This is a genomic window from Streptomyces sp. 8K308 (assembly GCF_004348315.1).
Classification (GTDB): domain Bacteria; phylum Actinomycetota; class Actinomycetes; order Streptomycetales; family Streptomycetaceae; genus Streptomyces.
In genome coordinates, this window is the sequence record NZ_SMKC01000066.1 from 1 (window position 1) to 26,632 (window position 26,632).

The 26,632-nt window shown below is 71.8% G+C and carries 26 protein-coding genes; 8 read left to right on the forward strand and 18 right to left on the reverse strand.

The features are described 5' to 3' along the window. Nucleotides 1-193 precede the first annotated feature (193 nt). Nucleotides 194-1,099: a 5'-3' exonuclease gene (locus E1265_RS12645; protein WP_132930417.1), complete on the forward strand. Its 906-nt coding sequence runs from the start codon at nt 194-196 to the stop codon at nt 1,097-1,099. A gap of 10 nt (nt 1,100-1,109) precedes the next feature. Here E1265_RS12645 and E1265_RS12650 read toward each other — a convergent pair whose 3' ends face one another. The 10 genes from E1265_RS12650 to E1265_RS12695 form a co-directional block, all read right to left on the reverse strand. Then, the gene (locus E1265_RS12650) at nt 1,110-3,920 is read right to left on the reverse strand and encodes a DEAD/DEAH box helicase (RefSeq protein WP_132930397.1); all 2,811 of its coding nucleotides are present in this window, start codon (nt 3,918-3,920) and stop codon (nt 1,110-1,112) included. Nucleotides 3,921-4,021: 101 nt separating this feature from the next. Next, entirely contained in the window at nt 4,022-4,942 is a 921-nt protein-coding gene (tatC, locus tag E1265_RS12655) for a twin-arginine translocase subunit TatC (protein WP_132930398.1), read from the reverse strand. Between the two features lie 78 nt (nt 4,943-5,020). Then, the gene (tatA, locus tag E1265_RS12660) at nt 5,021-5,302 is read right to left on the reverse strand and encodes a Sec-independent protein translocase subunit TatA (RefSeq protein ID WP_132930399.1); all 282 of its coding nucleotides are present in this window, start codon (nt 5,300-5,302) and stop codon (nt 5,021-5,023) included. Between the two features lie 145 nt (nt 5,303-5,447). Then, the gene (locus E1265_RS12665) at nt 5,448-5,675 is read right to left on the reverse strand and encodes a hypothetical protein (protein ID WP_132930400.1); all 228 of its coding nucleotides are present in this window, start codon (nt 5,673-5,675) and stop codon (nt 5,448-5,450) included. Next, entirely contained in the window at nt 5,676-6,653 is a 978-nt protein-coding gene (locus E1265_RS12670; protein WP_132930401.1) for a WYL domain-containing protein, read from the reverse strand. A gap of 37 nt (nt 6,654-6,690) precedes the next feature. Then, nucleotides 6,691-7,650 (reverse strand): WYL domain-containing protein, encoded by a 960-nt coding sequence (locus E1265_RS12675; RefSeq protein WP_132930402.1) that lies wholly within the window; start codon nt 7,648-7,650, stop codon nt 6,691-6,693. 97 nt (nt 7,651-7,747) lie between these two features. After that, entirely contained in the window at nt 7,748-8,122 is a 375-nt protein-coding gene (locus tag E1265_RS12680) for an FKBP-type peptidyl-prolyl cis-trans isomerase (RefSeq protein ID WP_132930403.1), read from the reverse strand. A 102-nt stretch (nt 8,123-8,224) separates the two neighbouring features. Beyond that, on the reverse strand, nt 8,225-9,232 hold the full coding sequence (locus E1265_RS12685) for an FKBP-type peptidyl-prolyl cis-trans isomerase (RefSeq protein WP_132930404.1): 1,008 nt from the start codon (nt 9,230-9,232) through the stop codon (nt 8,225-8,227). Between the two features lie 104 nt (nt 9,233-9,336). Further along, a complete protein-coding gene (pafA, locus tag E1265_RS12690; protein ID WP_132930405.1) occupies nt 9,337-10,698 on the reverse strand; it encodes a Pup--protein ligase in 1,362 nt (453 codons plus the stop codon). A gap of 9 nt (nt 10,699-10,707) precedes the next feature. Then, complete coding sequence (locus tag E1265_RS12695) at nt 10,708-11,979, reverse strand: MFS transporter (protein ID WP_132930406.1); 1,272 nt, start codon at nt 11,977-11,979, stop codon at nt 10,708-10,710. A gap of 105 nt (nt 11,980-12,084) precedes the next feature. Between E1265_RS12695 and E1265_RS12700 the strand changes: the two genes are divergently transcribed. After that, entirely contained in the window at nt 12,085-13,116 is a 1,032-nt protein-coding gene (locus E1265_RS12700) for a LacI family DNA-binding transcriptional regulator (protein WP_243740730.1), read from the forward strand. A gap of 17 nt (nt 13,117-13,133) precedes the next feature. Here E1265_RS12700 and prcA read toward each other — a convergent pair whose 3' ends face one another. The 5 genes from prcA to arc all read right to left on the reverse strand — a co-directional run bounded on the left by prcA (nt 13,134) and on the right by arc (nt 18,799). Continuing rightward, the gene (gene prcA, locus E1265_RS12705) at nt 13,134-13,889 is read right to left on the reverse strand and encodes a proteasome subunit alpha (RefSeq protein WP_132930407.1); all 756 of its coding nucleotides are present in this window, start codon (nt 13,887-13,889) and stop codon (nt 13,134-13,136) included. 84 nt (nt 13,890-13,973) lie between these two features. Further along, nucleotides 13,974-14,819, reverse strand: a complete 846-nt coding sequence (gene prcB / locus E1265_RS12710) for a proteasome subunit beta (protein WP_132930408.1) — start codon at nt 14,817-14,819, stop codon at nt 13,974-13,976. A 143-nt stretch (nt 14,820-14,962) separates the two neighbouring features. Continuing rightward, complete coding sequence (locus E1265_RS12715; protein WP_132930409.1) at nt 14,963-15,181, reverse strand: ubiquitin-like protein Pup; 219 nt, start codon at nt 15,179-15,181, stop codon at nt 14,963-14,965. Nucleotides 15,182-15,316: 135 nt separating this feature from the next. Beyond that, complete coding sequence (dop, locus tag E1265_RS12720) at nt 15,317-16,828, reverse strand: depupylase/deamidase Dop (protein ID WP_132930410.1); 1,512 nt, start codon at nt 16,826-16,828, stop codon at nt 15,317-15,319. Between the two features lie 204 nt (nt 16,829-17,032). After that, nucleotides 17,033-18,799, reverse strand: a complete 1,767-nt coding sequence (gene arc, locus E1265_RS12725) for a proteasome ATPase (protein ID WP_132930411.1) — start codon at nt 18,797-18,799, stop codon at nt 17,033-17,035. Between the two features lie 267 nt (nt 18,800-19,066). Between arc and E1265_RS12730 the strand changes: the two genes are divergently transcribed. Further along, nucleotides 19,067-19,381 (forward strand): ferredoxin, encoded by a 315-nt coding sequence (locus E1265_RS12730; protein ID WP_132930412.1) that lies wholly within the window; start codon nt 19,067-19,069, stop codon nt 19,379-19,381. A gap of 106 nt (nt 19,382-19,487) precedes the next feature. On the opposite strand, the gene E1265_RS12735 is transcribed toward E1265_RS12730, so the two are convergent. From E1265_RS12735 to E1265_RS12745, 3 genes are all read right to left on the reverse strand, one after another. Then, entirely contained in the window at nt 19,488-20,132 is a 645-nt protein-coding gene (locus E1265_RS12735) for a hypothetical protein (RefSeq protein ID WP_132930413.1), read from the reverse strand. A gap of 130 nt (nt 20,133-20,262) precedes the next feature. Continuing rightward, the gene (locus tag E1265_RS12740; RefSeq protein WP_132930414.1) at nt 20,263-21,177 is read right to left on the reverse strand and encodes a tRNA (adenine-N1)-methyltransferase; all 915 of its coding nucleotides are present in this window, start codon (nt 21,175-21,177) and stop codon (nt 20,263-20,265) included. Nucleotides 21,178-21,241: 64 nt separating this feature from the next. Then, nucleotides 21,242-22,681, reverse strand: coding sequence for a site-2 protease family protein (locus E1265_RS12745; protein ID WP_243740731.1), 1,440 nt, complete (start codon nt 22,679-22,681; stop codon nt 21,242-21,244). Between E1265_RS12745 and E1265_RS12750 the strand changes: the two genes are divergently transcribed. From E1265_RS12750 to E1265_RS38925, 5 genes are all read left to right on the forward strand, one after another. Then, nucleotides 22,620-23,519 (forward strand): PD-(D/E)XK nuclease family protein, encoded by a 900-nt coding sequence (locus E1265_RS12750; RefSeq protein ID WP_132930415.1) that lies wholly within the window; start codon nt 22,620-22,622, stop codon nt 23,517-23,519. The two genes, E1265_RS12745 and E1265_RS12750, sit on opposite strands and share 62 nt — an antisense overlap. 79 nt (nt 23,520-23,598) lie before the next feature. Further along, complete coding sequence (locus tag E1265_RS12755; protein WP_132930416.1) at nt 23,599-24,267, forward strand: response regulator transcription factor; 669 nt, start codon at nt 23,599-23,601, stop codon at nt 24,265-24,267. A 441-nt stretch (nt 24,268-24,708) separates the two neighbouring features. Next, nucleotides 24,709-25,227 (forward strand): hypothetical protein, encoded by a 519-nt coding sequence (locus tag E1265_RS38920; RefSeq protein ID WP_243740732.1) that lies wholly within the window; start codon nt 24,709-24,711, stop codon nt 25,225-25,227. A 330-nt stretch (nt 25,228-25,557) separates the two neighbouring features. Next, on the forward strand, nt 25,558-26,163 hold the full coding sequence (locus tag E1265_RS12765; RefSeq protein WP_243740733.1) for a recombinase family protein: 606 nt from the start codon (nt 25,558-25,560) through the stop codon (nt 26,161-26,163). Continuing rightward, nucleotides 26,133-26,300 carry a hypothetical protein gene (locus tag E1265_RS38925; protein ID WP_243740734.1) on the forward strand — a complete coding sequence of 56 codons (168 nt, stop codon included), beginning with the start codon at nt 26,133-26,135 and terminating at the stop codon, nt 26,298-26,300. The genes E1265_RS12765 and E1265_RS38925 overlap by 31 nt, the downstream gene beginning before the upstream one ends. Nucleotides 26,301-26,632: the final 332 nt, after the last annotated feature.

The following is a 26,632-nucleotide window of genomic DNA, read 5'->3' on the forward strand; positions in this document are numbered from 1 at the left end:
GGTCGGGCGGGCGTCAGCGAGTGAATGGTTCCTCCATGGCGTCCGGACGGCTCGGTCAAGAGAGCGTCTGATGCGTTGAGACACGCGTAAAGAACGCGTCAATACTTAGCATACCAAACGAATATTTTTGCACGGGGGGACGGAGCCCTCACCCGCTCCCTACGGCATGATCCGGTGTGTGACCAGACGAATCATGCTGCTCGACACGGCCTCGCTCTACTTTCGTGCCTACTTCGGCGTGCCGGAGTCCGTCCGGGCCCCGGACGGCACCCCCGTCAACGCCGTCCGCGGCCTGCTCGACTTCATCGCCCGGCTGGTCGCCGACCACCGCCCCGACGACCTGGTGGCCTGCCTGGACGCGGACTGGCGGCCCGCCTGGCGGGTCGCGCTGATCCCCGGCTACAAGGCCCACCGGGTGGCCGAGGAACACACCGCGGGACCGGACACCGAGACCGTGCCCGACACCCTCTCGCCGCAGGTCCCGGTCATCGACGCCGTGCTCGACGCGCTCGGCATCGCCCGCGTCGGCGTCCCCGAGCACGAGGCCGACGACGTCATCGGCACCCTGGCGGCCCACTCGGCCGGCCCGGTCGACATCGTCACCGGCGACCGCGACCTCTTCCAGCTGATCGACGACACGCGGGGCGTGCGCGTCCTCTACCCGGTCAAGGGCATGAGCAACCTGACCGGCTTCGACGGGGCGGCGCTGCGCGAGAAGTACGGCGTGGACGGGCCGGGCTACGCCGACCTGGCCGTGCTGCGCGGCGACCCGAGCGACGGACTGCCCGGGGTGCCGGGCATCGGCGAGAAGACCGCCGCCCGGCTGCTCGACCGGTTCGGTGACCTGGCCGGCGTCCTCGCCGCCGTCGACGACCCGCGCACCGCCCTCACCCCCGCCCAGCGCAGGCGGCTCGCCGAGGCCGGCGAGTACCTCGCCGTGGCGCCCCGGGTCGTCCGGGTGGTCACCGACCTGAGGCTGCCGGCGCACGACCCCTCGCTGCCCGCCGCGCCGCGCGATCCGGAGGCCCTGGCGGCTCTCGCCGCCCGGTGGGGACTCGGCGGCTCGCTGACCCGGCTGCTCGACGCGCTCAAGCGCTGAGCGGCTCGCGTCACCCCACCGAGCTGTACGCCACCACCCCGCGCAACAGCGCGTCGACCGCCTTGCGGGCGTTCGACGGCACCGTGCCGTGCGGCGGGGCGGCGGCGGCGATCTGACCGAGCACGTCGATCACCTGCTTGGACCAGCGGACGAAGTCCCCGGCCGGCATGTCGGCGTCCCGCAACACCTCGTCGAGGCCGAGCCCGTGGGCCCACCGGAAGACCGGCATCGCGAAGCCCAGGTCGGGCTCGCGCTGACCGACGCCGGTGGCCTGGCTGACCCGGTGCTCCTCCTCGAGCGCGTCGAGCCGGCCCCAGATCCTGACCATCTCCCCCAGGGCCTGGCGGGCCCGGCCGCCGGGCAGCTCGGGCGCCGGCGCGTCGTCCGCCGAGCGCGCCTCGTAGACGAGGGCCGAGGCGCAGGCCGCGAGCTCCTCAGGGCCGAGCCCTTCCCAGACGCCGTCCCGCAGGCACTCGCTGGCCAGCAGGTCGAGCTCGCCGTAGAGCCGACCGAGGCGCTTGCCGTGCTCGGTCACCTCGTCCTCGCGCAGGTAGTCGAGCTCGGTCAGCAGCGCGCAGACCTGGTCGAAGGTCCTGGCGATGGTGTTGGTGCGGCCCTCGATCCGCCGCTCGAGCGCGCGGTTGTCCCGCTCCAGGCGGTGGTAGCGCTCGGCCCACCGCGCGTGGTCCTCCCGCTCGTCGCAGCCGTGGCAGGGGTGGGCGCGGATGGCCGTGCGCAGCCGCCCGATCTCGGCGTCGTCCGCGGCCGTGGCCCGCTGCCTGCGGTGCCGGCGCGGCTCGTGGTGGCCGGCCTTGGAGCGCAGCGCGGAGGCCAGGTCGCGCCGGGACTGCGGGCTCCGCGGGTTGAAGGACTTGGGGATCCGCATCCGGTCGAACGGCTCGACCGGCACGGGGAAGTCGATCGAGGCGAGCCGCTTGACCTGCCGCTCGGCGGTGAGCACCAGCGGGCGCGGCCCGTCGTGGTGCTCGAAGCCGCGGTGCCCCGGGCTGCGGCCGGCCGGGACGCCCGGGTCGAGCACCAGCGCGAGGCCGGCGAACTTGCCGGTCGGCACGTGGATGATGTCCCCGGGCCGCAGTTGCTCGAGCGCGCTGGCCGCCGCGGCCCGCCGCTGGGCCACGCCCTGCCTGGCCAGCTCGGTCTCCCGCTCCTTGAGCCGGTGCCGCAGCCGCGCGTACTCCTGGAAGTCCCCCAGGTGGCAGGTCATCGCCTCGCGGTAGCCGGCCAGGCCCCGCTCGTTGCGCTGGACCTGGCGCGAGATGCCCACCACCGCCCGGTCGGCCTGGAACTGCGCGAAGGACGTCTCGAGCAGCTCGCGCGAGCGGTGCCGGCCGAACTGGCCGACCAGGTTGACCGCCATGTTGTACGAGGGCTTGAACGAGGAGCGCAGCGGATAGGTGCGGGTGCCGGCGAGCCCGGCGACGTGCGCCGGGTCCATGCCGCGCTGCCACAGCACGACCGCGTGCCCCTCGACGTCGATGCCGCGCCGCCCGGCCCGGCCGGTGAGCTGCGTGTACTCGCCTGGGGTGATGTCCGCGTGCTGCTCGCCGTTCCACTTGACCAGCTTCTCGAGCACCACGGAGCGGGCCGGCATGTTGATGCCGAGCGCCAGCGTCTCGGTGGCGAAGACCGCCTTGACCAGGCCCCGGACGAACAGTTCCTCGACGATCTCCTTGAACGTCGGCAGCATGCCGGCGTGGTGGGCCGCGATGCCGCGCTCCAGGCCCTCCAGCCACTCGAAGTACCCGAGGACGTGCAGGTCCTCGTCGGGGATGGCCGCCGTGCGGCGCTCCACGATCTCCCGCACCCGGGCCCTGGCCGGCGCGTCGTTGAGCCGCAGCCCGGCGTGCAGGCACTGCTGGACGGCGGCCTCGCAACCCGCGCGGCTGAAGATGAAGGTGATGGCGGGCAGCAGCCCCTCGGCGTCGAGCCGGTCGATGACCTCGACCCGGCTCGGCGTGTACACCCGCGAGCGGTGTCTGCGCTCCCGCTCCCGGTCGGCCGCCCGCCGCCGGTCCCGACCGTTGCGGTCGCGGTCCCTGGCGCCCCACGTGCGGGTGTTCTCCAGCCGCGCCACCCGCAGCAGGTCCGGGTTGACCTCGCGCTTCTGCTCCGACTCCTCGAACAGGTCGTACATCCGCCGGCCGGCCAGCACGTGCTGCCACAGCGGCACCGGACGGTGCTCCGAGACGATCACCCGAGTGTCGCCACGTACCGTGTCCAGCCAGTCACCGAACTCCTCGGCGTTCGAGACGGTGGCGGAGAGCGAGACCAGCGTGACGGACTCCGGCAGGTGGATGATCACCTCCTCCCAGACCGCGCCGCGGAAGCGGTCCGAGAGGTAGTGCACCTCGTCCATCACCACGTAGCCGAGGCCGATCAGCGCCTGGGAGCCCGCGTACAGCATGTTCCGCAGGACCTCGGTGGTCATCACGACCACCGGAGCGTCCGAGTTCACGCTGTTGTCACCGGTGAGCAGCCCGACCCGGTCGGCGCCGTAGCGCCTGACCAGGTCCGTGTACTTCTGGTTCGACAGGGCCTTGATCGGCGTGGTGTAGAAGCACTTCCGCCCCTGGGCGAGCGCCAGGTGGACGGCGAACTCCCCCACGATCGTCTTCCCCGAGCCGGTGGGGGCGGCTACGAGCACGCCCTTCCCGGCCTCCAGGGCCTGGCATGCCTCGATCTGGAACGCGTCGAGATCGAAGTCGTACATCTCGCGGAACGGCCCGAGGGCACCGGCCTGCTCGGCGGCGCGCCGCCGAGCCGCGGCGTAGCGCTCGGCGGGGGACATTTCATCGGTCATTGTGGTTACGAGCCTACCGGCCGCCTCTGACAGGATGGTGATCTTTTACGGCCGCTCGGGTGCGGCCCGGAGGCCGCCGCCCGACCGCCGCCGAGGGCCGCTCAGGTGGCGTCGTCGAAGCCGTTCAGCCGGGGCGGGTTGTCGTCGAGGGAGCCGGAGGTGACCCGCTCGGGCGCCTCGATGGTCGCCGGGGTGAGGTCGAGCGGCGAGGCCTCGTCGTCCGCCAGCTCGGCCTCCTCGTCCTTCCGCCGCCGGCGCCGGTCGTTGAAGAGCGCGATGCCGCAGGCGATGAAGTAGAGGGCGGTGACCGGCACCTGCAGCGCGATCATGGACATCAGGTCGGTCGGGGTGATCGCGGCCGCGAAGACCGCGATGGCGACCACCATCCAGCGCCACCAGCTGAGCATCCTCTTGCCCGAGAGCACGCCGCCGATGTTGAGCATCACCAGCACCAGCGGCAGCTCGAAGGAGAGCCCGAAGGCCAGCGCCAGCCGGACGGTGATGTCCAGGACCTCCTCGACGGACACGAAGTTGGTCGCGTCGTTGGCGCTGAAGCTCAGCAGCACCGGGATGGCGCGCGGCAGCAGCCAGTAGGCGAAGTAGCAACCGGCCAGGAAGAGTGGAACGCCGACGCTGACCACGGCCCGGCTGTACTTCTTCTCGTTCCGGTGGAGCCCCGGCGCGATGAAGGCCCAGAACTGGTAGAGCCAGATCGGCGAGGCGGCGATCACGCCGACGAGCAGGGAGACCCGGAAGTAGGTGGCGAACGGCGAGGTCAGGCCGTTCTGCGCGAGCACGGCGCAGCGGTGGGCAGCGGCGTCCGGGTCCTGCTGGTCGTCGCAGAGCGGGACCGGGGCGGTGAGGAAGTCCATGATGTCCTTGGCGAACACCAGAGTCCCGATGGTGACGACCAGGATCGCCGCCACCGAGATCCCGAGCCGGTTGCGCAGCTCACGCAGGTGCTCGGTGAGCGGCATCCGCCCCTCGGGGTCCTTCACCTTCTTCTGTGCGGCCTTGGGCACCCCACGTCCTCGTCTCGTAGGGCAGCCGAACGCGCCGGCCGCCTGACCTCAGTCCTGCCTTCACTGCCGCCGACGGCGTCAGGCCTGCGTCGAACGCCCGGGCTCCTCGACGGGGCGCGAGCTGGCCACGTCACCGGGGGCCGCCTGGATCGTCCGCGGGGCGGGCTGCGGCTCGGACGTGCTCGCGTCGGCACCGGCGGTGTCGGTGCGGCCCTCGTTCTTCATGGCCTGGGTCTCGCTCTTGAGGATGCGCAGCGACTTGCCCAGCGACCGTGCGGTGTCCGGGAGGCGCTTCGATCCGAAGACGAGCACGACGACGAGGAAGACGACGAGGAGATGCCATACCGAGAGCGAGCCCATAATCTTCTCCGTCTACCTTCTTGTTTCGGGAAAGAGCTTCTTCCTGAAGCCTTGCCGTGCCGGACGCGGACATTTTCTGACGCTCCCGCACGTGCGGCAATCTTAACGCGGGAGGGTGAACTCGAATCAATGCCCGCGCGACAACCTATTGTCGTCCGCCGGGCGCCCCGTCACCGCGTCTGAACGCTCCGCCCCTGGTGGCCAGGGGCGCGGCGGCCCGCTCCAGGTCGTCGGCGGCCCGGCTGATCCGCTCCGCGCCGTCCCCCACGGCCCTCGCGAACCTGCGCACCTCCACCCCCACCAGAACCGCGAGCACCCCGAGCACCGCGACCCCGAGAAAGGCCAGCGCGAGCTGGAACATCGGCCAGAACACCTAGGCCGCCTCCCCGATCTCCTCGTAGAGCGCCAGCGCGTCTCTGGCGGCGCGCCTGGCGCTGTCGGCCAGCTCGGGCGGGGAGACGATCCGGCCGTCACCGCCAAGGCGCAGCGCGAGCCGGCGCAGCGTGGCCGGGTCGGGGGTGCGCAGGGCCACCCGCAAACCGCCGTCCGGCAGCTCCTCAGCGGTGTCGTGCGGGTAGTACTCGGCGACCCAGCGACCGCCCGGTCCCACCTCGACGACCACCTCGGGGTCGGTGGGGGCCGGCTGCACCAGGCCCTCGCTCAGGTCGCGCGGCTCGACGGGCGGCGGGTCGGCCGGGGTGTCGAGCAGTTCGATCCTGGCCACCCGGTCGAGCCGGAAGGTGCGCCGGGCCTCGGAACGCCGGCACCACGCCTCGACGTAGGTGTGGCCGACCGCGAACAGCCGGATCGGGTCGATCTCCCGGTCGGTGAGTTCGTCCCTGCCCGGCGAGTAGTAGCGGATCCGGAGCCTGCGACGCTCCGTTATGGCCCGGTCGACGTCGGCGAAGACGCCACCCTCGGCCTCGAAGGTGACCGAGAGCCGGGAGCTGGCGCCCGCGCTCTCGCCCGCGGCCGCCTCCAGCTTGGCCGTGGCGCGCAGCAGGGCGTCGCGGTCGCCGTCGCGCAGCCCCGGCAGCGTCGCCACCGCGCGGGCCGCGACCAGCAGAGCCGTGGCCTCGTCGGCGGCGAGCCGCAACGGCTGGCCGGTACCTGAGCCCACGGCCTCCGCGTTGTACCACCAGATGTGCTCGCCGTCTGTGTCGATGTCGAGCAGGTCGCCGCCGCGGAAGCTGGTGCCGCACATGGGCAGCACCTGGAGGTCGGAGATCAGCTCCTCCTCGGTGATCCCGAACGCCCGCGCCACCTCCTCGACCCGGGCGCCCGGGCGCTCGCGGAGATAGGTGACCAGGGACAGCATCCGCCTGGTCCGGTCGATGGCGGTGGTCGCCATTGTCAGTGCCTCTCCCTAAGCCCTTGCCCTTGCTGCCCTAGCCCTTGGCGACCGCGCGCAGCCGGTCCACCACGTCGGCCCGCAGCTCGGCGGGCTCGAGCACGATCACGTCGGGTCCGAACTCGGCCAGCCACGCTCCGAGGCCGTGGCCGTAGGGAATCTCGAGCTCGTCCCAGTCGGGCCCCGCGGCCCCCGCCGTCACCCGGCTCGCCCGGGCCCGCAGCGGGTAGCCAGCGCCGGCGCGCAGCCTGATCCTGGCCTGCCCGGTGGCCTCCTCGCCCGCCCAGCGGGCCACGCTGCCGCGCACCGCCACCTGGTCGGGCACGGCGGCCGTGAAGGCGCCGGAACGCGACCTGACCCGGCCGGTGATCCGGGAGAGCCGAAAGACCCGCTCGGCGCCGCGGTCCCGGTCCCAGCCGGCCAGGTACCAGTGCCCGCGCCAGCACTCCAGGGCCCACGGCTCGACCTGCCGGGTCTCGGCACGCGCCGCGTTGGACTTGCGGTAGTCGAAGGTGACCGGGCGGCGGTCGCGGCAGGCGAGCATCAGCGGCTCGAAGGCGGCCTCGCCGGCCGGCACCCGGGGCTCGAGGGCCCCGTACGCCTCGCCCTCCTCGGCGGCCAGCGGCATCCCGGCCGCACGGAGCTTCTGCAGCGCGCCGCTGGCTGCGCCGGCCAGCCTGGCCTGCTGCCAGACTCGGGCGGCGAGGCCGAGCGCGGCGGCCTCCTCGGCGTCGAGCGTGACCGGCGGCAGCTGGTTGCGGTCGCGGCGGGCGACGTAGCCGACCTCGCCGTCGATGCTCTCGACCGTCTCGATCACCATGCCGAGCTCGCGCAGGTCGTCCTTGTCGCGCTCGAACATGCGGTTGAAGGCATCCTCCGAACCGACCTCCAGGTAGGCCTCGATGGAGGAGCGGAGGTCGCGCTTGCTCAGCGGCCGGCCGCTGCCGAGCAGGCACAGCGCCAGGTTCATCAGTCGCTCGGCCTTGGCAATCGCCATGGAAGCGCCGCCCTCCCTCTTCAACACCGTGGGCCCATCCCGGGTTTGGACCGCGATGGTCCGTTCGGGGATGGGCCCACGGTACCGCCTGTGGGGATCAGACCGAGACCAGGTCGCAGACGAAGATCAGCGTCTCACCCGGCGCGATCCGGCCGCCCCCCGCCCCGGCGTCGCCGTAGGCCAGGTGCGGCGGGATGATCAGCTGCCGGCGTCCGCCGACGCGCATGCCCTGCACGCCTCGGTCCCAGCCTGGAATGACCTGGCCGGCGCCAAGCTGGAAGGTCAACGGCGCGCCGCGGTTCCAGCTGGCGTCGAACTCCTCACCGGTGCTGAAGGAGACGCCCACGTAGTGCACGGAGACCTTGGCACCGGCCTGGGCGACCGGTCCGTCGCCCTCCCAGATGTCCTTGATCTCCAGGTCGGCCGGCGGCTCGCCACCCGGAAAGTCGACCTCGGGCTTGTCGATGTTCACGTGAATACCCCTCCATCGGGCCTTTGCTAGGGAAAACCGCGCTCAGACGTGAACGAGCGGCCGGGGCGTGCGCACCGGCCGCTCGGGCACGCGCGGTGGCTGCTACGCCGCGCCGACGATGTCGACGACGAAGACCAGCGTGGAGTCGGCGGGGATGCCGCCGCGCTCCTCGGAGCCGTAGCCCAGGTCGGGCGGGATCACCAGCAGCACGCGGTCGCCGACGCGCTTGCCGACCAGGCCCTGGTCCCAGCCCTGGACGACCTGTCCAATGCCGATCTGGAAGGCGGAGGCGCTCTCCCGGTCCCAGGACGTGTCGAACTGCTCGCCGCTGTCCCAGATGACGCCGGTGTACTGCACGATCAACGCCTGGCCCTCGGTGACCTCGGGTCCCTCGCCCTCGATCAGCACCTGCTCCCGCAGCTCGGTCGGCGGGTCCTGCCCCTCGGGGACGGTGATGGTCGCGGGCTCCCCGGCCTGGGCCTCGACCTCGGGCATGCCCTCCTCGACCGCGGCCTGCTCGCCCTCGGCGGCCGCCTCCGGGTCGACGCTGGCCGCGCCGGCGATGTCGAAGACCCACACGATCCCGTCGTCCTCGCGGATGCCGCCCTGCTGGGCCGCGGCGCCCAGCATGTCGACGGAGTTCCCCTCGACCTGGATCCGGCTGCCCACGGGCTGGCCGATCAGCGGCTCGGTGGCGGCGGCGGGGAGCGCGGACTCGGTGCCGGCCTGGACGATGACCTGCGGCCGCGGCCCCTCCTCCTCGGTGGCCGGCTCCTCGCCGGTGGCGCTCTTCCAGGTGTTGATCAGCTCCATGTCGCCCTGGATGGTGCGGCCGACCACGTTCACCCGAACGAAGTCCCCCTCCTGCACCTCGGCGCCGTCACCCTGGTCGATCACCTGGGACACGATCTCGTCCGCGACGGCCGCGTCCTCGTCGACGGTGATCTCGGGCTGCTCGCCGGGCCGGCCCGACACGGTGGCGGCCGGACCGCTCGCCCCCGACGAGGATCCGGCCTCGTCCTCTGAGCCACAGGCGGCCACGGGCAACAGGATGGCCGGGACGGCCAGCACCGCGACGAAGCGGCGCGCTCGCTTGCTGGTGGGGATCATGAGTCCAACTCGGGTAGGCACGGTCGGGGCGGGACCCGCTGGTCCCACCCCACCCTACGGCCTCCGGCGACACCGCCCGGGCGGTCCGCCCCGACGCGCGCCGGTCACATCCCCGCGATCAGCTTCTCCACCCGCTCGTCAACCGACCGGAACGGGTCCTTGCACAGCACCGTGCGCTGCGCCTGGTCGTTCAGCTTCAGGTGCACCCAGTCCACCGTGAAGTCCCGGCGCTGCTCCTGGGCGCGGCGGATGAAGTCCCCGCGCAGCCGGGCCCTGGTGGTCTGCGGGGGCACCGACTTGCCCTGGAAGATCTTCAGGTCGTTGCAGATCCGCTGGGCCTGGCCCTTGCGCTCCAGCAGGTAGTACAGGCCGCGGCGGCGGTGGATGTCGTGGTAGGCGAGGTCTATCTGCGCGACCCTGGGGTGCGACATGGTCAGGTTGTGCTTGGCCCGGTAGCGCTCGATCAGCTGGTACTTCATCACCCAGTCGATCTCGGTGTTGATCTTGTCGAGCTCCTGGCTGCGGATGGACTCCAGGGCGCGGCCCCACAGCTCGAGGACCTGCTCGGTCAGCCCGGTGCGCATGCCGCGCCGCTCGCAGAAGTCCAGCGCCTTCTCGTAGTACTCCTGCTGGATCTCGAGGGCCGACGCCTCGCGCCCGGTGGCCAGTCGCACCTTGCGCTGGCCCGTGATGTCGTGGCTGACCTCGCGGATGGCCCGGATCGGGTTCTCCAGGGTCAGGTCGCGCATCACCGTGCCGGCCTCGATCATGCGCAGCACCAGGTCGGTGGCCCCGACCTTGAGCAGCATGGTCGTCTCGGACATGTTGGAGTCGCCGACGATGACGTGCAGCCGGCGGTAGCGCTCGGCGTCGGCGTGCGGCTCGTCGCGTGTGTTGATGATGGGCCGGGACCTGGTGGTGGCCGAGCTCACCCCCTCCCAAATGTGCTCCGCGCGCTGGCTGACGCAGAACACGGCGCCGCGCGGCGTCTGGAGCACCTTGCCCGCGCCGCAGATCAGCTGGCGGGTGACGAGGAACGGGATCAGCACGTCGGCCAGCCGGGAGAACTCCCCGTGCCTGGCCACCAGGTAGTTCTCGTGGCAGCCGTAGGAGTTGCCGGCGGAGTCGGTGTTGTTCTTGAACAGGTAGACGTCGCCGGCGATGCCCTCCTCGTGCAGCCGGCGCTCGGCGTCGACGAGCAGACCCTCGAGGATGCGCTCACCCGCCTTGTCGTGCGTGACGAGCTCGACGACGTTGTCGCACTCCGGAGTCGCGTACTCGGGGTGCGAACCGACATCCAGATACAGCCGTGCGCCGTTGCGCAGGAAAACGTTGCTGCTGCGCCCCCAGGACACGACTCGGCGGAAGAGGTAGCGGGCCACCTCGTCCGGGGACAGCCGGCGCTGGCCTCGGAACGTGCAGGTGACGCCGTACTCGTTCTCCAGCCCGAAGATTCGGCGATCCATGAGTGAACATTACGCCTGATGCCCGGTTCTGAAACCGGGTTCGAGTGCGGCGTTTCGATCATTTTGCGATTCCGCCGGGCCGCCGCCCCGATTCGGGAAACCCGTGGGAGCTGCGAGAACGCGCCGGGTGGCGGTGGTCATGAGGAGCGCCAGGACGCCGGCGGCCGCGGTGACGCCGAACCCGGCGGACTCCGCGCCCCATTCGATCACCGGGCCGACCACGGCCTGCCCGATGGCGGCGCCGACCCCGAACATGGTGACCAGCCACGAGAACGCCTCGGTGACCGTCCCCACCGGGGCCTGCCGGTCGATGACGACGAAGGAGCAGGCCAGGGCCGGGGCGAGGAAGAGTCCCGCGAGCCCGGCGAGCAGGGTCATCAGCGGCACAGAGGCCGGCGCCAGGGCCAACGGCAGGTAGCCGAGGGCCAGCCCGGCGAGCAGCAGCCGCAGCCTGGGTTCGGGGGCGCCGGACCAGGCGACGGCGCCGTAACCGAGCCCGCCGACCAGGGCGCCGGCGCTCAGCGCGGAGAGCAGGTAGCTGGCGACCAACTCGTCGCCGCGGGCGTCCGCGTAGGCGACGGCGGCCACCGATACCGAGCCGAGGGCCACCCCCACGAAGAAGAAGCCACCGAGCAGCGCGAGCAGCCCCCGCGAGCGCAGTGCGCCGAGCCAGTGCGCCTCGCGCCGGGCCCCGCGCCAGCGCCTCGAGGGCCCGGAGGCCGCCACGGCCAACGCGCCGAGCAGCCCGAGGACGTTGATCACCAGCAGCGCCGCGGGCTCCGACCAGAGCGCGACCACCAGCGTGAGGACCAGCGGCCCCGCCGTGAACATCACCTCCTGGGCCACCGCGTCGAGGGCGTAGGCCCGCTGCACCCGGCCCTCGCCGGAGAGCACGCTGGGCCACAGGGCGCGCAGGGCGCCCTCGAGCGGCGGGGTGGCGAGGCCGGCGAGCAGGGCGCCGGCGAAGGCGAGGGCGACCGGTTCCGTGCCGGCGGCGGCGAGCAGCGCCATGCCGAGGGCGGAGAGCACCGCCGCGGGCAGCAGCACGCGCGGCTGCCCGCGCAGGTCGACGAGCCGACCGAGCAGCGGCTGTCCCACGGCGTTGGCCACGCCGTAGGCGGCGGCCAGGGCGCCGGCCAGCGAGTAGCCGCCGCCCTCCGCGCGGATGAACAGCACGATGCCGAGCCCCGCGGTGGCGTTGGGGAGCCGGCCGACCAGCGTGCCGACGAGCAGCCAGGCCACGTGGCGTGCCCGCAGCAGCTCCAGATATCCCATGGCCATGCCCGCACCCTCCGCACGTGTTACGTATAACGCCCCTGAGTGTACGTACGATTGCGGCACTCCGGGAGAGTGGGTCCCGGTCGGATGTGAGCGGGAGCGCGGCGGGTGAGCGAGAGCACGGGGAGGTCGAACCGGCCGACCAGCCGGGACGTGGCGCGGCGGGCCGGGGTCTCCCAGGCCACGGTCTCGCTGGTGCTCGGCGACCGCTGGCGCGGCCGGGTGTCGCCGGCGCGGGTGGAGGCGGTGCGCGCCGCGGCGCGCGAGCTCGCGTACCGGCCCAACCTCGCCGCCCGGAGCCTGCGGCTCGGCCGCAGCAGGACGGTGCTGATCGTGGTGCCTGCGCTCACCAACGAGTTCTTCGCGCGGGTGCACGCGGGCGCCGCCCGGGTGGCCGGCGAGGAGGACGTCGGCCTCGTGCTCTACCACTCCCCCGAGGTCGTCCTGCCGGCCCGCGACCCGTTCGCCTCGGCCAGCGCCTCGCTGGCCGGCGTGCTCGCGTCGTCGATGGCCGCCGAGGCCCTGGGGGCGCTGAGCGGGGAGGGGCTGCCGTTGGTGATGCTGGACAGCGAGCCAGGGCGGGGCGCCGCGGCCGGCACCGTCAATCCGGACATCGCCGAGGCGATGCGGCTGGTCGCCGGGCATCTGCTGGCGCTCGGCCACCGCCGGTTCTGCCACCTGGCGGCGGACGTGGACTCCTGGACCTTCGCCGTCCGGGCGAGGGAGCTGGCCGACCGGCTGGCCGGGGTGCCCGGGGCCGGGTTGGTGGCCACCGAGCGGGCGCCGCTCACCATCGAGGGCGGCCTGCGGGCCGCCGAGCGCGCGCTGACCGCCGGCGGGCCCCGGCCCACGGCCCTGGTGTGCGACGACGACCTGCTGGCGGCGGGCGCCTACAAGGCGGCCAGGCGGCTGGGGCTGCGCGTCCCGGAGGACGTGTCGGTCACCGGCTTCGACGACCTGACGCTGGGGACGGCGCTCGAGCCCGAGCTGACGACCGTGCGGCTGCCGGCCGAGGAGCTCGGCGCGACGGGCATGCGGGCGTTGCTGACCGCCCTGCGCGGCGAGCCGTGCGCCAGCGCGGTGCTGCCCGTCGAGCTCGTCCCGCGTGGTTCTACGGGCCCGCCGGCGGCGGGGCCGTAGAACCACGCGGGCGGTGGCTACTCCTCGCCGCCCTCCGCCTGGCCCTCGGCCTCCTCGGCGCCTTCGCCGCCGGCCGGCTCCTCGAGCAGGCGCGCGAGCTGCGCCCCGAGCACCCGCTTGAACTTCCGCTGCTGGGGCCTGGTGCGGTCGAGGACCGCGACCTCGAGCTGGTCCGAGGTCAGCGCCCGCTCGGTGCCGTTGCTCTCCCGGGACAGCGCCTCGACCGCGAGGCGCAGCGCCTCGCCCAGGCTCATGCCGTCCTCGTGGCGCTGGCTCAGGTAGCTGCTGATCTGGTCCGCGTTGCCGCCGACCGCGACCGAGCCGTGCTCGTCGATGATCGATCCGTCGTGCGGCAGCCGGTAGATCTCGTCGTCCACCGGGGTCTCGCCGACCTCGGCGACCAACAGCTCGACCTCGTAGGGCTTCTCGGCCGCGCTGGAGAAGATGTTGCCCAGGGTCTGGGCGTAGAGGTTGGCGAGCCCGCGGGCGGTGACGTCCGCCCGGTCGTAGGTGTAACCGCGCAGGTCGGCGTAGCGGGTGCCGCCGATGCGCAGGCTCTCGTACTCGTTGTACTTGCCGGTCGCCGCGAAGGCGATCCGGTCGTAGATCTCGCTCACCTTGTGCAGCGCGCGCGAGGGGTTCTCGGCGACGAACACGATGCCGTCGGCGTACTGCAGCACGACCAGGCTGCGCCCGCGCGCGATGCCCTTGCGGGCGTACTCGGCGCGGTCCGCCATGGCCTGCTGGGGTGAGACATAGAACGGCGTCGACACCGGCGTTCGTCCCTTCAAAGTCCGTCGGAAGTCTTCACGGCAGTCTGCCCGGCGCCCCCGGACGCGGTCCGGCGCGCCGGACGGTTAGAGCACCGGTGCCTGGGGCCCGTTGGGCAGCCGCAGGCGCCCCTCGAGCACGGTCCCGGCGACCTCCGAGATGTCCGCCTCGGAGAGCCTGCGGAACCCATCCTCGGTGATCACCGTGACGATGGGGAAGATCCGCCGGGTCAGATCGGGGCCGCCGGTGGCCGAGTCGTCGTCGGCGGCGTCGTACAGCGCCTGCACGACGGCCGTGACCGTCTGCTCCTCGGAGAGGTCGTCTCGGTGCAGCTTCTTGAGCGAGCCGCGCGCGAAGATCGATCCTGAGCCGACGGCGGCGAAGCCGAGCTCCTCGGTGCGGCCGCCGGTCACGTCGTAGGAGAAGATCCGGCCCTTGCCGCGCTCCAGGTCGTAGCCGGCGAACAGCGGGACCACGGCCAGGCCCTGCATGGCCATGCCCAGATTGCCGCGGATCATCGTGGACAGGCGGTTGGCCTTGCCCTCGAGGGAGAGCACGTGGCCCTCGACCTTCTCGAAGTGCTCGAGCTCCAGCTGGAACAGCTTGACCAGCTCCACGGCGAGCCCGGCGGTGCCCGCGATGCCGACCGCCGAGTACTCGTCGGCCGGGAAGACCTTCTGGACGTCCCGCTGGGCGATCATGTTGCCCATGGTGGCCCGCCGGTCGCCGGCGAGCACCACCCCACCGGCGAAAACGGCGGAGACGATGGTGGTGCCGTGCACCGTCTCCAGGGCGCCCTCCACGGGCGGCAGCACGCGGTTGCCCGGCAGCCGCTCGGGGGCGTGGTCGGAGAGGAAGTCCAGGAAAGAGGAGGATCCCGGCCGCAGGAAGGCCGCCGGGAGTCGCCCCTGGTCATGGGAGTTGGCTGCCACAGGATTCCTTCCAGGTCGTGAACGGTCCGCTGCCCCGGTCGGCGGAGCGGCCGGGGCAGCGGCGCGGTACGCCACGGACCCTACCCGTCAAACACTCATGATCCACACGGGCCGCGAGGAGTTCGCGGCGCGGTGGCCGCGGCCTACTGGCCGCCCTTCTGGACGAAGCTGCGCACGAAGTCCTCCGCGTTGGACTCCAGCACCTCGTCGATCTCGTCCAGGACGGAGTCGACGTCGTCCGTGAGGGCTTCCTGCCGCTCCTTGAGCTCCTCGGAGACCTCGGCCTCCGGTGCCTGCTCCTCGGTTTCCTCGCTGGTGCGCGACGACTTCTGCTGGCCGCCGCCGGTGTCCTTGGTCGCCATCTCCCTCACCCCATGCTCAGATTCGACGTATCAGACGTATCAAGATCAGACCCTACTAGCCGGGACCGACATCGGCTCCCCGATCGCCACATCGTCCACGGGGGCCATCTCCATGATTCCCTGATCAGCGGGGAATCAGCCTCCGGAGAGCGATCGGACCAGGTCCTCGGCGGTGGCGCTGCGGTCGAGCAGGTCCTTGACGTGCTCCTTCGTGCCGCGCAGCGGGTCCATGGTGGGCACCCGCTGGAGCGAGTCCCGGCCGGGGAGGTCGAAGATCACCGAGTCCCAGGAGGCGGCGGCGACGTCGTCCGCGTACTGGTCGAGGCAGCGGCCCCTGAAGTAGGCCCTGGTGTCCTCGGGCGGGGCGCCCTGGGCCCGCAGCACGTCCTCGTCGTCCAGCAGCCTGGTGATCCGGCCCCGGGCCGCCAGGCGGTTGTACAGGCCCTTGTCGGGCCTGACGTCGGCGTACTGGAGGTCCACGAGGTGGAGCCTGGCGTTCTCCCAGCCGAGGCCGTCGCGCCGCCGGTAGCCCTCCATGAGCTCCCGCTTGGTGACCCAGTCCAGCTGCCCCGACAGGCTCATCGGGTCACTCTCGAGCCGGGTGAGGACGTCCTCCCAACGGGCGAGCACGTCGGCGGTCTGCGGGTCGGCGTCGACGCCCCAGCGCTCCTCGACGTACTTCCTGGCCAGCTCGTAGTACTGCATCTGGAGCTGCACCGCGGTGAGCGTCCGGCCGTTGCGCAGGGTGACGAGCTGCTTGAGCGACGGGTCGTGGCTGACCCGGTGCAGGGTGCGCACGGGCTGGTCGACGGCCAGGTCGACGGCGATGAAGCCGTCCTCGATCATGGAGAGCACCAGCGCGGTGGTGCCCAGCTTGAGGTAGGTGGAGATCTCGGACAGGTTAGCGTCGCCGATGATCACGTGCAGCCTGCGGTAGCGCTCGGCGTCCGCGTGCGGCTCGTCCCTGGTGTTGATGATGGGGCGCTTGAGCGTGGTCTCGAGCCCGACCTCGACCTCGAAGTAGTCGGCGCGCTGGCTCAGCTGGAAGCCGTGCTCGCCGCCGTCCTGGCCGATGCCGACCCGGCCGGCGCCGCAGACCACCTGGCGGGAGACGAAGAACGGCGTCAGGTGGCGCACGATCTCCGAGAACGGCGTCTCCCGCTTCATCAGGTAGTTCTCGTGGGTGCCGTAGGAGGCGCCCTTGTTGTCGCTGTTGTTCTTGTAGAGCATGATCGGCTGCGCGCCGGGCACCTCGGCGGCCCGGCGGGCCGCCTCGGCCATGATCCGCTCCCCCGCCTTGTCCCACAGCACCGCGTCCAGCGGGTTGGTCGTCTCGGGCGAGCTGTACTCGGGGTGGGCGTGGTCGACGTAGAGCCGGGCGCCGTTGGTCAGGATGACGTTGGCCAGGCCGATGTCCTCGTCCGTGAGCTGGCTGGCGTCCGCGTTCTCCCTGGCCAGGTCGAAGCCCCTGGCGTCGCGCAGCGGGTTCTCCTCCTCGAAGTCCCAGCGGGCGCGCCTGGCGCGGTGCATCGCCGCCGCGTAGGCGTTGACGACCTGGGAGGAGCTGAGCATGGCGTTGGCGTTCGGGTGGCCGGGGACGGACACGCCGTACTCGGTCTCGATGCCCATCACTCGCCGTACAGTCATGCGGCCCTCCTTGCCCGGTGGCGGTCCTGCACCGACCCGTCGCTGCCTACGAGCCTAGGCGACACGGGCTGCGGTGAGGAGATCACTGCGGGTTTCCTTAGGACTGACGTGACGGCGCCCGGCGGGCGCCCCCGAGGGAAAACGTCCGGCTGCGGGGCCGCCGTGGCGTGCCCCGCAGCCGGACGCCGACGCGTCGTACGCGTCTTACAGGTATTGACCGGTGTTCGCCACCGTGTCGATGGAGCGACCGGTGTCGCCGCCCTGCTTTCCGGTGACCAGGGTGCGGATGAAGACGATCCGCTCGCCCTTCTTTCCGGAGATGCGGGCCCAGTCGTCCGGGTTGGTGGTGTTCGGCAGGTCCTCGTTCTCCTTGAACTCGTCCACGCAGGCGGCGAGGAGATGGGAGACGCGCAGACCCTTCTGGTTGTGGTCGAGGAAATCCTTGATCGCCATTTTCTTGGCGCGGTCCACGATGTTCTCGATCATGGCTCCGGAGTTGAAGTCCTTGAAGTAGAGGACTTCCTTGTCGCCGTTGGCGTAGGTCACCTCGAGGAAGCGGTTCTCCTCCGTTTCCGCGTACATCTGCTCGACCACGGTCTGGATCATTCCGGCGACCGTGGCGTCCGCGTTGCCGTTGTGCTCGCCGAGGTCGTCGGCGTGCAGCGGCAGGCGCGGCGCGAGGTACTTGGAGAAGATGTCCTTGGCGGCCTCGGCGTCCGGGCGCTCGATCTTGATCTTCACGTCGAGCCGGCCAGGGCGCAGGATCGCCGGGTCGATCATGTCCTCCCGGTTGGAGGCGCCGATGACGATCACGTTCTCCAGGCCCTCCACGCCGTCGATCTCGGAGAGCAGCTGGGGGACGATGGTGTTCTCGACGTCCGAGCTGACGCCCGAGCCGCGGGTGCGGAAGAGGGAGTCCATCTCGTCGAAGAAGACGATGACGGGCGCGCCCTCGCTCGCCTTCTCGCGGGCCCGCTGGAAGACCAGCCTGATGTGCCGCTCGGTCTCGCCGACGTACTTGTTGAGCAGCTCGGGGCCCTTGATGTTGAGGAAGAAGCTCTTCCCCGCGGGCTTGCCGGTGACCTCGGCGACCTTCTTGGCCAGCGAGTTCGCCACGGCCTTGGCGATCAGGGTCTTGCCGCATCCGGGCGGGCCGTAGAGCAGGACGCCCTTGGGCGGGCGCAGCTCGTGCTCGCGGAACAGGTCGGGGTAGAGGTAGGGCAGCTCGACCGCGTCGCGGATGAGCTCGATCTGCCCGCCGAGCCCGCCGATCTGCGTGTAGTCGATGTCGGGGACCTCTTCGAGGATCAGCTCCTCGACCTCGCTCTTCGGCACGACCTCGTAGACGTAGCCGGAGCGCGGCTCGAGCAGCAGGGCGTCGCCGGCCCTGAGCGTCACGTCCATCAGGGGCTCCGCGAGCCGGACGACGCGCTCCTCGTCGGTGTGGCCGACCACCAGGGCGCGCTCGCCGTCCTCGAGGACCTCCTTGAGGGTGACGATGTCGCCGGCCCGCTCGAACTCCATCGCGGAGACGATGTTGAGCGCCTCGTTGAGCATGACCTCCTGGCCACGCCGCAGGTCGTCGAGGTCGATGCCGGGGCTGACGTTGACCCGGAGCTTGCGGCCGCCGGTGAAGATGTCGGCGGTGCCGTCCTCGTTGCCGTGCAGGAAGACGCCGAAACCCGAGGGTGGCTGCGCCAGCCGGTCGACCTCTTCCTTGAGGGCGACGATCTGGTCGCGGGCCTCGCGCAGGGTGCTGGCCAGGCGCTCGTTCTGCGCGGAGACACCCGCCAGGTTGGTCTGCAGCTCGACGATCCGCTCCTCGAGAATCCGAGTGTGGCGCGGAGAGTCGGCCAGCTTGCGGCGCAGGACGGTGATCTCCTGCTCGAGATCGGCCACCCGCAGGGCCGGGTCTTCGGACCCTCGACCGGGCCGGTCGCCGCGGTTCATGTCGTCGTTCTGGGATACCACGGTCCTCACCTCCTCCAAGGGGAGCTGGACGCTTCCAGACCCTACCTGGACCGGTGCAGTTCGAAACCCCTAGATCAAAAAGACGGTCGGGGTGTGTCCGATCTTCACCCTTGCGCACTCCCTCACGCCAGGGGAATACCCACCCCGCCCCGCCGGAAAGCGGCCCGCTGTATGGTCGTAAGTGGTCAACACCCGTCAGGGAAGGCTTCCTTTGACGCAGTTTGACGCAGGTGACACGGAGCGGGTACACGAGGAACGGTAGGCCAGATGACCGTGCGGGACGAGGCGGCGGAGGAGCTCGAGGTCTGGATCGACCAGGACCTCTGTACCGGCGATGGGATCTGCGCCCAGTACGCGCCCGAGGTGTTCGAGCTCGACATCGACGGCCTGGCCTATGTGAAGCCTCCGGCGCCCATCGGGCAGGAGGCCGAGCTGCTGACCGAGCCGGGCGCGACCGCCCGGGTGCCCCTGCCGCTCTTGCGTGAGGTGGCGGAGTCCGCGAAGGACTGTCCCGGCCAGTGTATCCACGTGCGCCGGGTGGCGGACAGGACCGAGGTGTTCGGCCCGGACGCCGCGGCGTAGTGGGCTAGACGCAATGCCAGTGACTTAAGGGTCGATTCGCGCGTCTGACCTGCGAAAACGTCGCCCTACGGCGCTCTCGAGAGCCATAAAGTCACCGGTATTGGGGCTAGACGCTGTCGGGGTCGACGGGCGCGGCGTGCGGTTCGAGGCGGCCGTCGCGCCAGGTCCAGGTGATGTCGCGACTCAGGTCGGGGCAGCAGCTCGGGACGTCGGGCGAGGAGTAGCCAAGCAGCCGGACGGCGACGTCTGAGCCGCGCACCTCGAGCCGCTCGACGGTCATCCGCTCGGTCGGGTCGACCAGGGTGCCGGCCACGGTGGGCGGGGCGTCGGCCTCGGCGGGCGCGGTGAGCAGGTAGACGCCGTTGGGCGGGGATCCGGAGCCGGCGTCGCAGCGGACCACGGCGACGGCCTCGGACCGGCCGTCCGCCTGCACGTCGACCTCGACCTGGTCGGTGACGACGACGGCGAGCGGGCCGCAGTCCACCGGGTACTCGGCGGCCTCGGGATCGGGCGCCGCCACCGGTGCCAGCGGCTCCTCGGCGGCCTCCCCGCCGCCGCCCTCCTCGTTCTCGCCGCTCTCCTCCGGGTCCCCGGCAGCGGGTCCCGGCGCGGGCGCCGCGGCGGGCGCGGTGGCGCCGGCGGGCTCGATGAGGGCCGCGCCACCGGTCACCACGGCGAGCGCGGCCGCGGTGAGGAACCAGTGGGTGGGGCGGGTGCGGGTGTGCGGAAGGGCGTTGCCTGCCGGAAGCACGCGGAGGACTCCAGGGGAGAAGACGTGAGGGGGGACACGATGCCGGACCCTGCCCGCCGGCAGGTGCACGGCATCGTGCCACAGGACACCCGCCGAGTGAACGGCGGGGGTGCATCTTCCCGAAGGACCGTCAGCCGCGGTCCACGTCCTCTCGACCACCCTGTGCGCCGGGGCCCGTGTAGTCGGCGCCGTAGGCGCCGGGGGCCGGGCGGCGCCTACGGCGCGGCGGGACCACGCCGTCGGCGAGCCGGCGGGCGGTGAGCAGGAAGCCGGTGTGGCCGATCATCCGGTGGTCGGGGCGGACGGCCAGGCCCTCGACGTGCCAGGTGCGGACCATGGTCTCCCAGGCGGTGGGCTCGTTGAACGCGCCGTGCTCGCGGATGGTCTCCACGGTGCGGGCCAGCTGGGTGGTGGTGGCCACGTAGGCGCACAGGATCCCGCCGGGGACCAGCGCCTTGGCGACCGGGTCCAGGCACTCCCAGGGAGCGAGCATGTCGAGGATGACGCGGTCCACGTCCGTGTCGGAGAGGTGGTCCTGGAGATCGCCGACCGTGACCCGCCAGGCGGGATGCGGGCCGCCGAAATAGCGGGCGACGTTCTCCTGGGCGATCCGCGCGAAATCCTCGCGGCGCTCGTAGGAGTGGAGCATGCCCTGGTCACCGATGGCGCGCAGCAGGAAGGTGCTCAGCGAGCCCGAGCCGACGCCGGCCTCGACGACCCGGGCACCGGGGAAGATGTCGGCCATGGCCAGAATCTGGCCCGCGTCCTTCGGGTAGACCACGGCGGCACCGCGTGGCATGGACAGGACATAGTCGGGGAGCAGGGGGCGCAGCGCGAGATAGTCGACGTTCCCGGTGGTGCGCACGACCGTGCCCTCTGGGGCGCCGATCAGCTCGTCGTGGGGGAAGGCACCCTTGTGGGTGTGGAAGCTCTTCCCCGCCTCGAGCGTGAAGGTGTAGTGGCGTCCCTTGGGATCGGTCAGCTGGACCTGGTCCCCGACCTTGAAGGGCCCGCGACGGCGGGCCGCACCGGTCGGTTCGGACATGCGGGCAAGCCTAGTACTTCGGGCGGGTGGGCCACCGGTCGGGTGGTCCGGGGGCCACGGCGGCTCAGGAGCCCGGCTGGCGGCCGGGCAAGGAGGCGGGGCGGGCCATGGCGTCGATGAAGGCGCGCTCGACGTCGCTGGTGGAGAGCACGCCGTAGATCTCGCCGGTCTCCTCGACCACCAGGTACTCGGTGGCGGGGGTGGCGCGCAGGTGGTCGAGCAGGCCCTCGCCGGTCAGCCCGGCCGGCACCCGCATCCCCTCGGTGAGGTCCTGGGCGAGGGTGCTGACCGGCACCCAGGGGCGGCGGTGCTGGGGCACGCCCGCGATGCCGGCCTCGCGGACCACGGAGACCGGGGTGCCCTGGCCGTCGACCACCACGAGGGCGCGGGCGCCCGCGTCGTTGGCCCGGCGCAACGCCTCGGAGAGCGGTGTCTCGCCGGTCACCGGCACGGCGCGGCGGGTGAGGGCGCGGGCGTTGAGCCGAGGCAGCCGCTCGCGGAGCCTGGCCATGCGCAGGCTGTTGCCGGCGCCGGTCCAGATGATCGCGGCGAGGATCGCGGCGAGCAGCGCGTCGGTGAGGGTCTCGAGGCCGGTGAACGACTCGCGCTCGGGCGAGCCCAGGTGGGTGGCGAGCGGGAAGCCGATCAGCACGGCGACGGCCAGCACCCGGCCGGTCCAGGCGGCGGCGACGGTGCCGGTCATCGGGCTGCCCGAGACCTTCCAGACGACGGCGCGCAACATCCGGCCGCCGTCCAGCGGGAGCCCGGGGAGCAGGTTGAAGACGGCGACGATCAGGTTGGAGATCATCAGACCGGCGAGCAGCACCCCGGGCACGGTGTCGGAGTCGACGAGGAGCATGCCGACGTAGAAGACGCCGGCGAGCACCAGCGAGAGCAGCGGGCCGACGCCGGCGAGCACGAACTCGCGCCCCGGGGTCTGGGACTCCTTCTCGATCTCGGAGACGCCGCCGAAGAACTGGAGCTGGATCCTGCGGACCGGCAGGTCGAAGCGGAGCGCGGCCACCGTGTGGGCGAGCTCGTGGACGAGCACCGAGGCGTAGAAGGCCACCGCGAAGAAGAGCGAGACCAGGTAGCGGCCGCCGCCGAGCTCGGGGAGCACCCGGTCGAGCTGGTTGCCGAAGAACCAGGTGATGAGCGCGGCGACCAGGAACCAGCTGGGGGCCACGTAGACCGGGACGCCATGGACCCTGCCCATCAGGAACCCGCCGCCGGCGCCCTCCTGGCGCTTGGCCTCCCGGGCGTCGGGCTGCTGGCCCTCGACGCGCGGTGTCCGGTCCGTCTCCGAGTCTCCCACCAGATCCCCTCGTTGCCTTGTGTCCTCGCGCGCGTTGGCCGTCGCCAGGTCGATCGTCCGCACGCGCGGGCTCTGCCGTCGATGGTATGCCGCCCGCGTGTCAGTGACGCGCCGTAGGGTTCGCTCCATGACTGGGTCCACCGCCACGCCTCCCAACTCACTGTCCCCGTCGAGAGCCGCGGATTTCATGCAGTGTCCCCTGCTGTACCGCTTCCGGGTGATCGACAAACTGCCGGAGGCACCGAGCGCCGCCGCGACCCGGGGCACGGTGGTCCACGCCGTGCTGGAGCGGGTCTTCGACATGCCGCCCGGGCAGCGGGTGGCGCCCAGGGCACGGGCGATGGTGGTGCGGGAGTGGGAGCGGCTGCTGGCCAAGCGGCCCGAGTTGGCCGGCCTGTTCCGCGCCGAGGGGCCGGACGAGCCCGGGGTGGACGAGGAGCGTCTCGCCGGCTGGCTCGCGGAGGCCGAGGCGTTGGTCGAGCGCTGGTTCTCGCTGGAGGATCCGGGGCGTCTGGAGCCGGCCGAGCGCGAGTTGTTCGTGGAGACCCGCCTGGAGTCGGGCCTCCGGCTGCGCGGGGTGATCGACCGGGTGGACGTGGCGCCGACCGGCGAGGTGCGGATCGTGGACTACAAGACAGGCAAGGCGCCCGGGCCGCGGTTCGAGAACGAGGCGCTGTTCCAGATGAAGTTCTACGCGCTGGTGCTGTGGCGGCTGCGGGGCACCGTGCCGCGCCGGTTGCAGCTGGTCTACCTGGGCAGCGGCGAGGTGCTCACCTACGATCCCGACGAGTCCGATCTGCGGAGCGTGGAGCGGAAGTTGGTCGCCCTGTGGGAGGCGATCCGGCGGGCCACCGAGTCCGGGGACTGGCGGCCGAACCCGACCCGGCTCTGCGACTGGTGCGACCACAAGGCGCGCTGCCCGGAGTTCGGCGGCACTCCCCCGCCCTACCCGCTGATGATCCAGCCGGCGTTGCCGGTGGAGCTGCCCGAGCAGGCCCGGCCGGGCGCGGCCGAGCCGAGCCCGTGAGTGAGAATGGTGCCCGGCGCGTCGCGCCGTCGGTCGCGTCGCCTGGCGCCGGCCGGTTCACGCCGACGATGGGTGGCCCATGCCGATCCGCGTTCTGCTGGTGGACGACCAGCCGCTGCTGCGCACCGGTTTCCGGATGATCCTCGAGGCGGAGCCCGACGTGGCCGTGGTCGGGGAGGCCGGCGACGGCGTGCAGGCGCTCGATCAGGTGCGGGCGCTGCAGCCGGACGTGGTGCTGATGGACATCAGGATGCCGCGGATGGACGGCGTGGAGGCGACGCGGCAGATCACCGGTCCCGCGAAGGACGGGCCGGTCAAGGTGCTGGTGCTGACCACCTTCGACCTGGACGAGTACGTGGTGGAGGCGCTGCGGGCCGGGGCCAGCGGCTTCCTGCTGAAGGACGCGCCCGCGGCCGAGCTGGTCCAGGCGATCCGGGTGGTGGCGGCCGGCGAGGCGATGCTCGCGCCCAGCGTGACGCGGCGGCTGCTCGACATGTACGCGGAGAAGCTGCCCTCGGGTGAGACCCCGGTGCCCGACGCGCTGAGCACGTTGACCGAGCGCGAGGTCGAGGTGCTGAAGCTGGTGGCGCGCGGTCTGTCCAACGCGGAGATCGCGGCCGACCTGTTCGTCAGCGAGACGACGGTCAAGACCCATGTGGGGCACGTGCTGACCAAGCTGGGGCTGCGCGACCGGGTGCAGGCGGCGGTCTACGCGTACGAGAGCGGCCTGGTGCGCCCGGGCCTGTAGCGGCCGGCCGCCGGCAGCCGTCAGGTGATCGTGCCGATCTCCCAGAAGCGGAAGACGGCCGAGGCGTCGAGGGACCACTGGAGCCGCTGACGCTCTCCGTGACGACGGCGTACTGCCTGCCCTGCTAGATCGGGACCAGCGACAACTCCTCGGCCACGATGTCCTGGATCTCCCCGTAGTCGTCGACGGTCTCCGCCCGGTCCGGCTGGCGCTCGGTGCGCGGGATGAGCTCCTGATCCGGTCGCTGCGGTAGCCGCCCGCCAGCACGTCGTCGGGGCCGAAGAAGGGCTCGGTGAGGTTGTCGGGGTCCGGGTAGTCGGGCACCCAGCCGCGCACGTAGGCGCCGTAGTCGCCGTCGGCCACGCCGCGCGCGAACTCGTCGGCGTCGACGCTGCGGACGGTGGCGTCGAACAGGCCGTTGGCGTCGAGCTGGGCGGCGATGTGCTCGAAGGCGGCCTCGGTGTCGGGGCCGAAGCGCGCCGAGGTGACCCACAGGGTGAGCTGGACGGGCTCCGTGATGCCCTCGGCACGCAGCGCGGCCTCGGCACGCCAGCAGTCAGGCTGGTCGCCGTAGAGGTCGTAGGGCGGTGTTGTGGCGGTGATCCCGGCGGGGACGACCGAGTAGAGCGGTTCGACGGTGCGCTGGTAGACGTCCCTGGTGAGAGCGGTGCGGTCGAGCAGCCAGGCGATGGCATGCCGCACGCCGGGGCGGCCGGTGACCGGGGCGTCGACGTTGAACACGAGGTACTGGGCCTCGGCGCTCGACCCGTCGACGACCTCGAGTCCTTCGCCGCGCCCCGAGCGGGCCGCCTCGTCGAGCTCGGCGGTGTCGGTGGCGCTGAGACCGCGGTAGGCGACGTCGACGCCGCCGTCCGCGACGGCGTCACGCAGGGCGCGCTGGTCGCCGTCGAAGAAGCGCAGGTTACCCCGGAGTTCCTGGGCTCGGCCGGTCCTCGGTAGTCGGGGCGCCGACGAACGGCGATCCAACCGACATCTAGCCGAGCGTGATGCTCTGGCCGTTGGAGCCGCCAGGCGCGTTTCATAGGTGTCCGCCTTGTGGAACACGCCGACGTCTTGTGCTCGACCTGCGTGTTCTCTGTTTCATGAGTCGTTGCAAACGATTCGACGTCTGAACGCACCCATGAAACAGTTCGGGTTGTGAGTGACGACTAAGCGCGTGGAAGCGCGCGACTGCCCGATGTCCACCTGCGCGGCGCCGGCCGGCTCGCCGTGCCGCACCGGCAAGGGGCAGGGTGGCGGTCCAGTACCACACCGCCCCGGTTCCGCCTCGTGCCCAAACTCGCCAAGGCCCTCGCGGTGGCGACCCCGGCCGTCCGTCAGCCCGGCTCCGCCTGGACCGAACTGCCCCGCCCGGCGGGCACAGGCGCCGAACCCGTCGGTCACATCCGTCTGGGGTACGCGCGGGCGTCGACCGCCCGGCAGTCGCTCGATACGCAACTCGACTCGCTCGCCGAGGCGGGTGTGCCCCGGGTGTTCTCGGAGAGGATCTCCACTCGCGCCACCCGGCGCCCCGAGTTGGACAAGGTCGTCGGGCTGGCCCGCGAGCTGCGTGCCTCCGGGGCCCGGGTCACCCTCGTGGTCCACGAGCACAAGCGGCTCGGTCGCGGCATCGACCTCGCCGCGCTGGCCGAGGACTTGAAGGCGAGCGATGTCGGTCTGGAGTTCCTGACCGGCGAACTCCGGGGCTCGCACGACCCGTCCGGCGTGGTGCTCACCGTGCTGGCCGCCCTGTCCGGGATGGAGCGCGAGTACATCCGCGACCGCACCCTCGAAGGCCACGAGTCCGCCCGCAAGCGGGCAAGACCATCGGCGGCGCCGGTGTCGCCGACGACCCCATGGTGTCCATGGCCGTACACCTGCGCGAGCAGGAGATGAGCCTGCGCGACATCGCCAAGCAGCTCGTCATCACCACGGGCACGAAGAAGGGACAGCACCCCTCACCCGCCACCGTCCTACGGATGCTCCGCGAGCACGACGAGAGAACCGCAGCCCTGGTGCTGGAAAACACGTGAGTGCTGGTGGCGCGAGCCGTTTGGGGCTGGTGACACGTTCGTTAATGGCATCCCGACTGTGGTGGGGTGAGCGTACCAAGACAGTCGAGACTGTCGCGGCGGGGTCTCCAGGCTCAGCATCACCATGTCGTACTCCAAAGGTAGCCAATGCCCCAGAGCACACCGGCGGCCACGATCGCCGCCCCGGCGATCAGCCAAGCAGGCTTACGGCGACGCCGTCGCATCCCGTCTCTTTGTGAAGGGCTGGCCGGGTGCTCCGGTGCGTTGGGGACGGTGACCGGTGCGGTGAGAGGGCGGGCCGGCTCGGTCACGGCCGCGTGCGGTGGTAGGGG

Excerpts from the sequence above, each read along its gene's own strand:
- E1265_RS12645 (WP_132930417.1), top strand. The coding sequence starts at position 194 with ATGCTGCTCGACACGGCCTCGCTCTACTTTCGTGCCTACTTCGGCGTG.
- E1265_RS12650 (WP_132930397.1), bottom strand. The coding sequence starts at position 3,920 with ATGACCGATGAAATGTCCCCCGCCGAGCGCTACGCCGCGGCTCGGCGG.
- tatA (WP_132930399.1), bottom strand. The coding sequence starts at position 5,302 with ATGGGCTCGCTCTCGGTATGGCATCTCCTCGTCGTCTTCCTCGTCGTC.
- E1265_RS12670 (WP_132930401.1), bottom strand. The coding sequence starts at position 6,653 with ATGGCGACCACCGCCATCGACCGGACCAGGCGGATGCTGTCCCTGGTC.
- E1265_RS12675 (WP_132930402.1), bottom strand. The coding sequence starts at position 7,650 with ATGGCGATTGCCAAGGCCGAGCGACTGATGAACCTGGCGCTGTGCCTG.
- E1265_RS12685 (WP_132930404.1), bottom strand. The coding sequence starts at position 9,232 with ATGATCCCCACCAGCAAGCGAGCGCGCCGCTTCGTCGCGGTGCTGGCC.
- pafA (WP_132930405.1), bottom strand. The coding sequence starts at position 10,698 with ATGGATCGCCGAATCTTCGGGCTGGAGAACGAGTACGGCGTCACCTGC.
- E1265_RS12695 (WP_132930406.1), bottom strand. The coding sequence starts at position 11,979 with ATGGCCATGGGATATCTGGAGCTGCTGCGGGCACGCCACGTGGCCTGG.
- E1265_RS12715 (WP_132930409.1), bottom strand. The coding sequence starts at position 15,181 with ATGGCGACCAAGGACACCGGCGGCGGCCAGCAGAAGTCGTCGCGCACC.
- dop (WP_132930410.1), bottom strand. The coding sequence starts at position 16,828 with ATGACTGTACGGCGAGTGATGGGCATCGAGACCGAGTACGGCGTGTCC.
- E1265_RS12730 (WP_132930412.1), top strand. The coding sequence starts at position 19,067 with ATGACCGTGCGGGACGAGGCGGCGGAGGAGCTCGAGGTCTGGATCGAC.
- E1265_RS12740 (WP_132930414.1), bottom strand. The coding sequence starts at position 21,177 with ATGTCCGAACCGACCGGTGCGGCCCGCCGTCGCGGGCCCTTCAAGGTC.
- E1265_RS12750 (WP_132930415.1), top strand. The coding sequence starts at position 22,620 with ATGACTGGGTCCACCGCCACGCCTCCCAACTCACTGTCCCCGTCGAGA.
- E1265_RS12745 (WP_243740731.1), bottom strand. The coding sequence starts at position 22,681 with ATGAAATCCGCGGCTCTCGACGGGGACAGTGAGTTGGGAGGCGTGGCG.
- E1265_RS12755 (WP_132930416.1), top strand. The coding sequence starts at position 23,599 with ATGCCGATCCGCGTTCTGCTGGTGGACGACCAGCCGCTGCTGCGCACC.
- E1265_RS38925 (WP_243740734.1), top strand. The coding sequence starts at position 26,133 with ATGGCCGTACACCTGCGCGAGCAGGAGATGAGCCTGCGCGACATCGCC.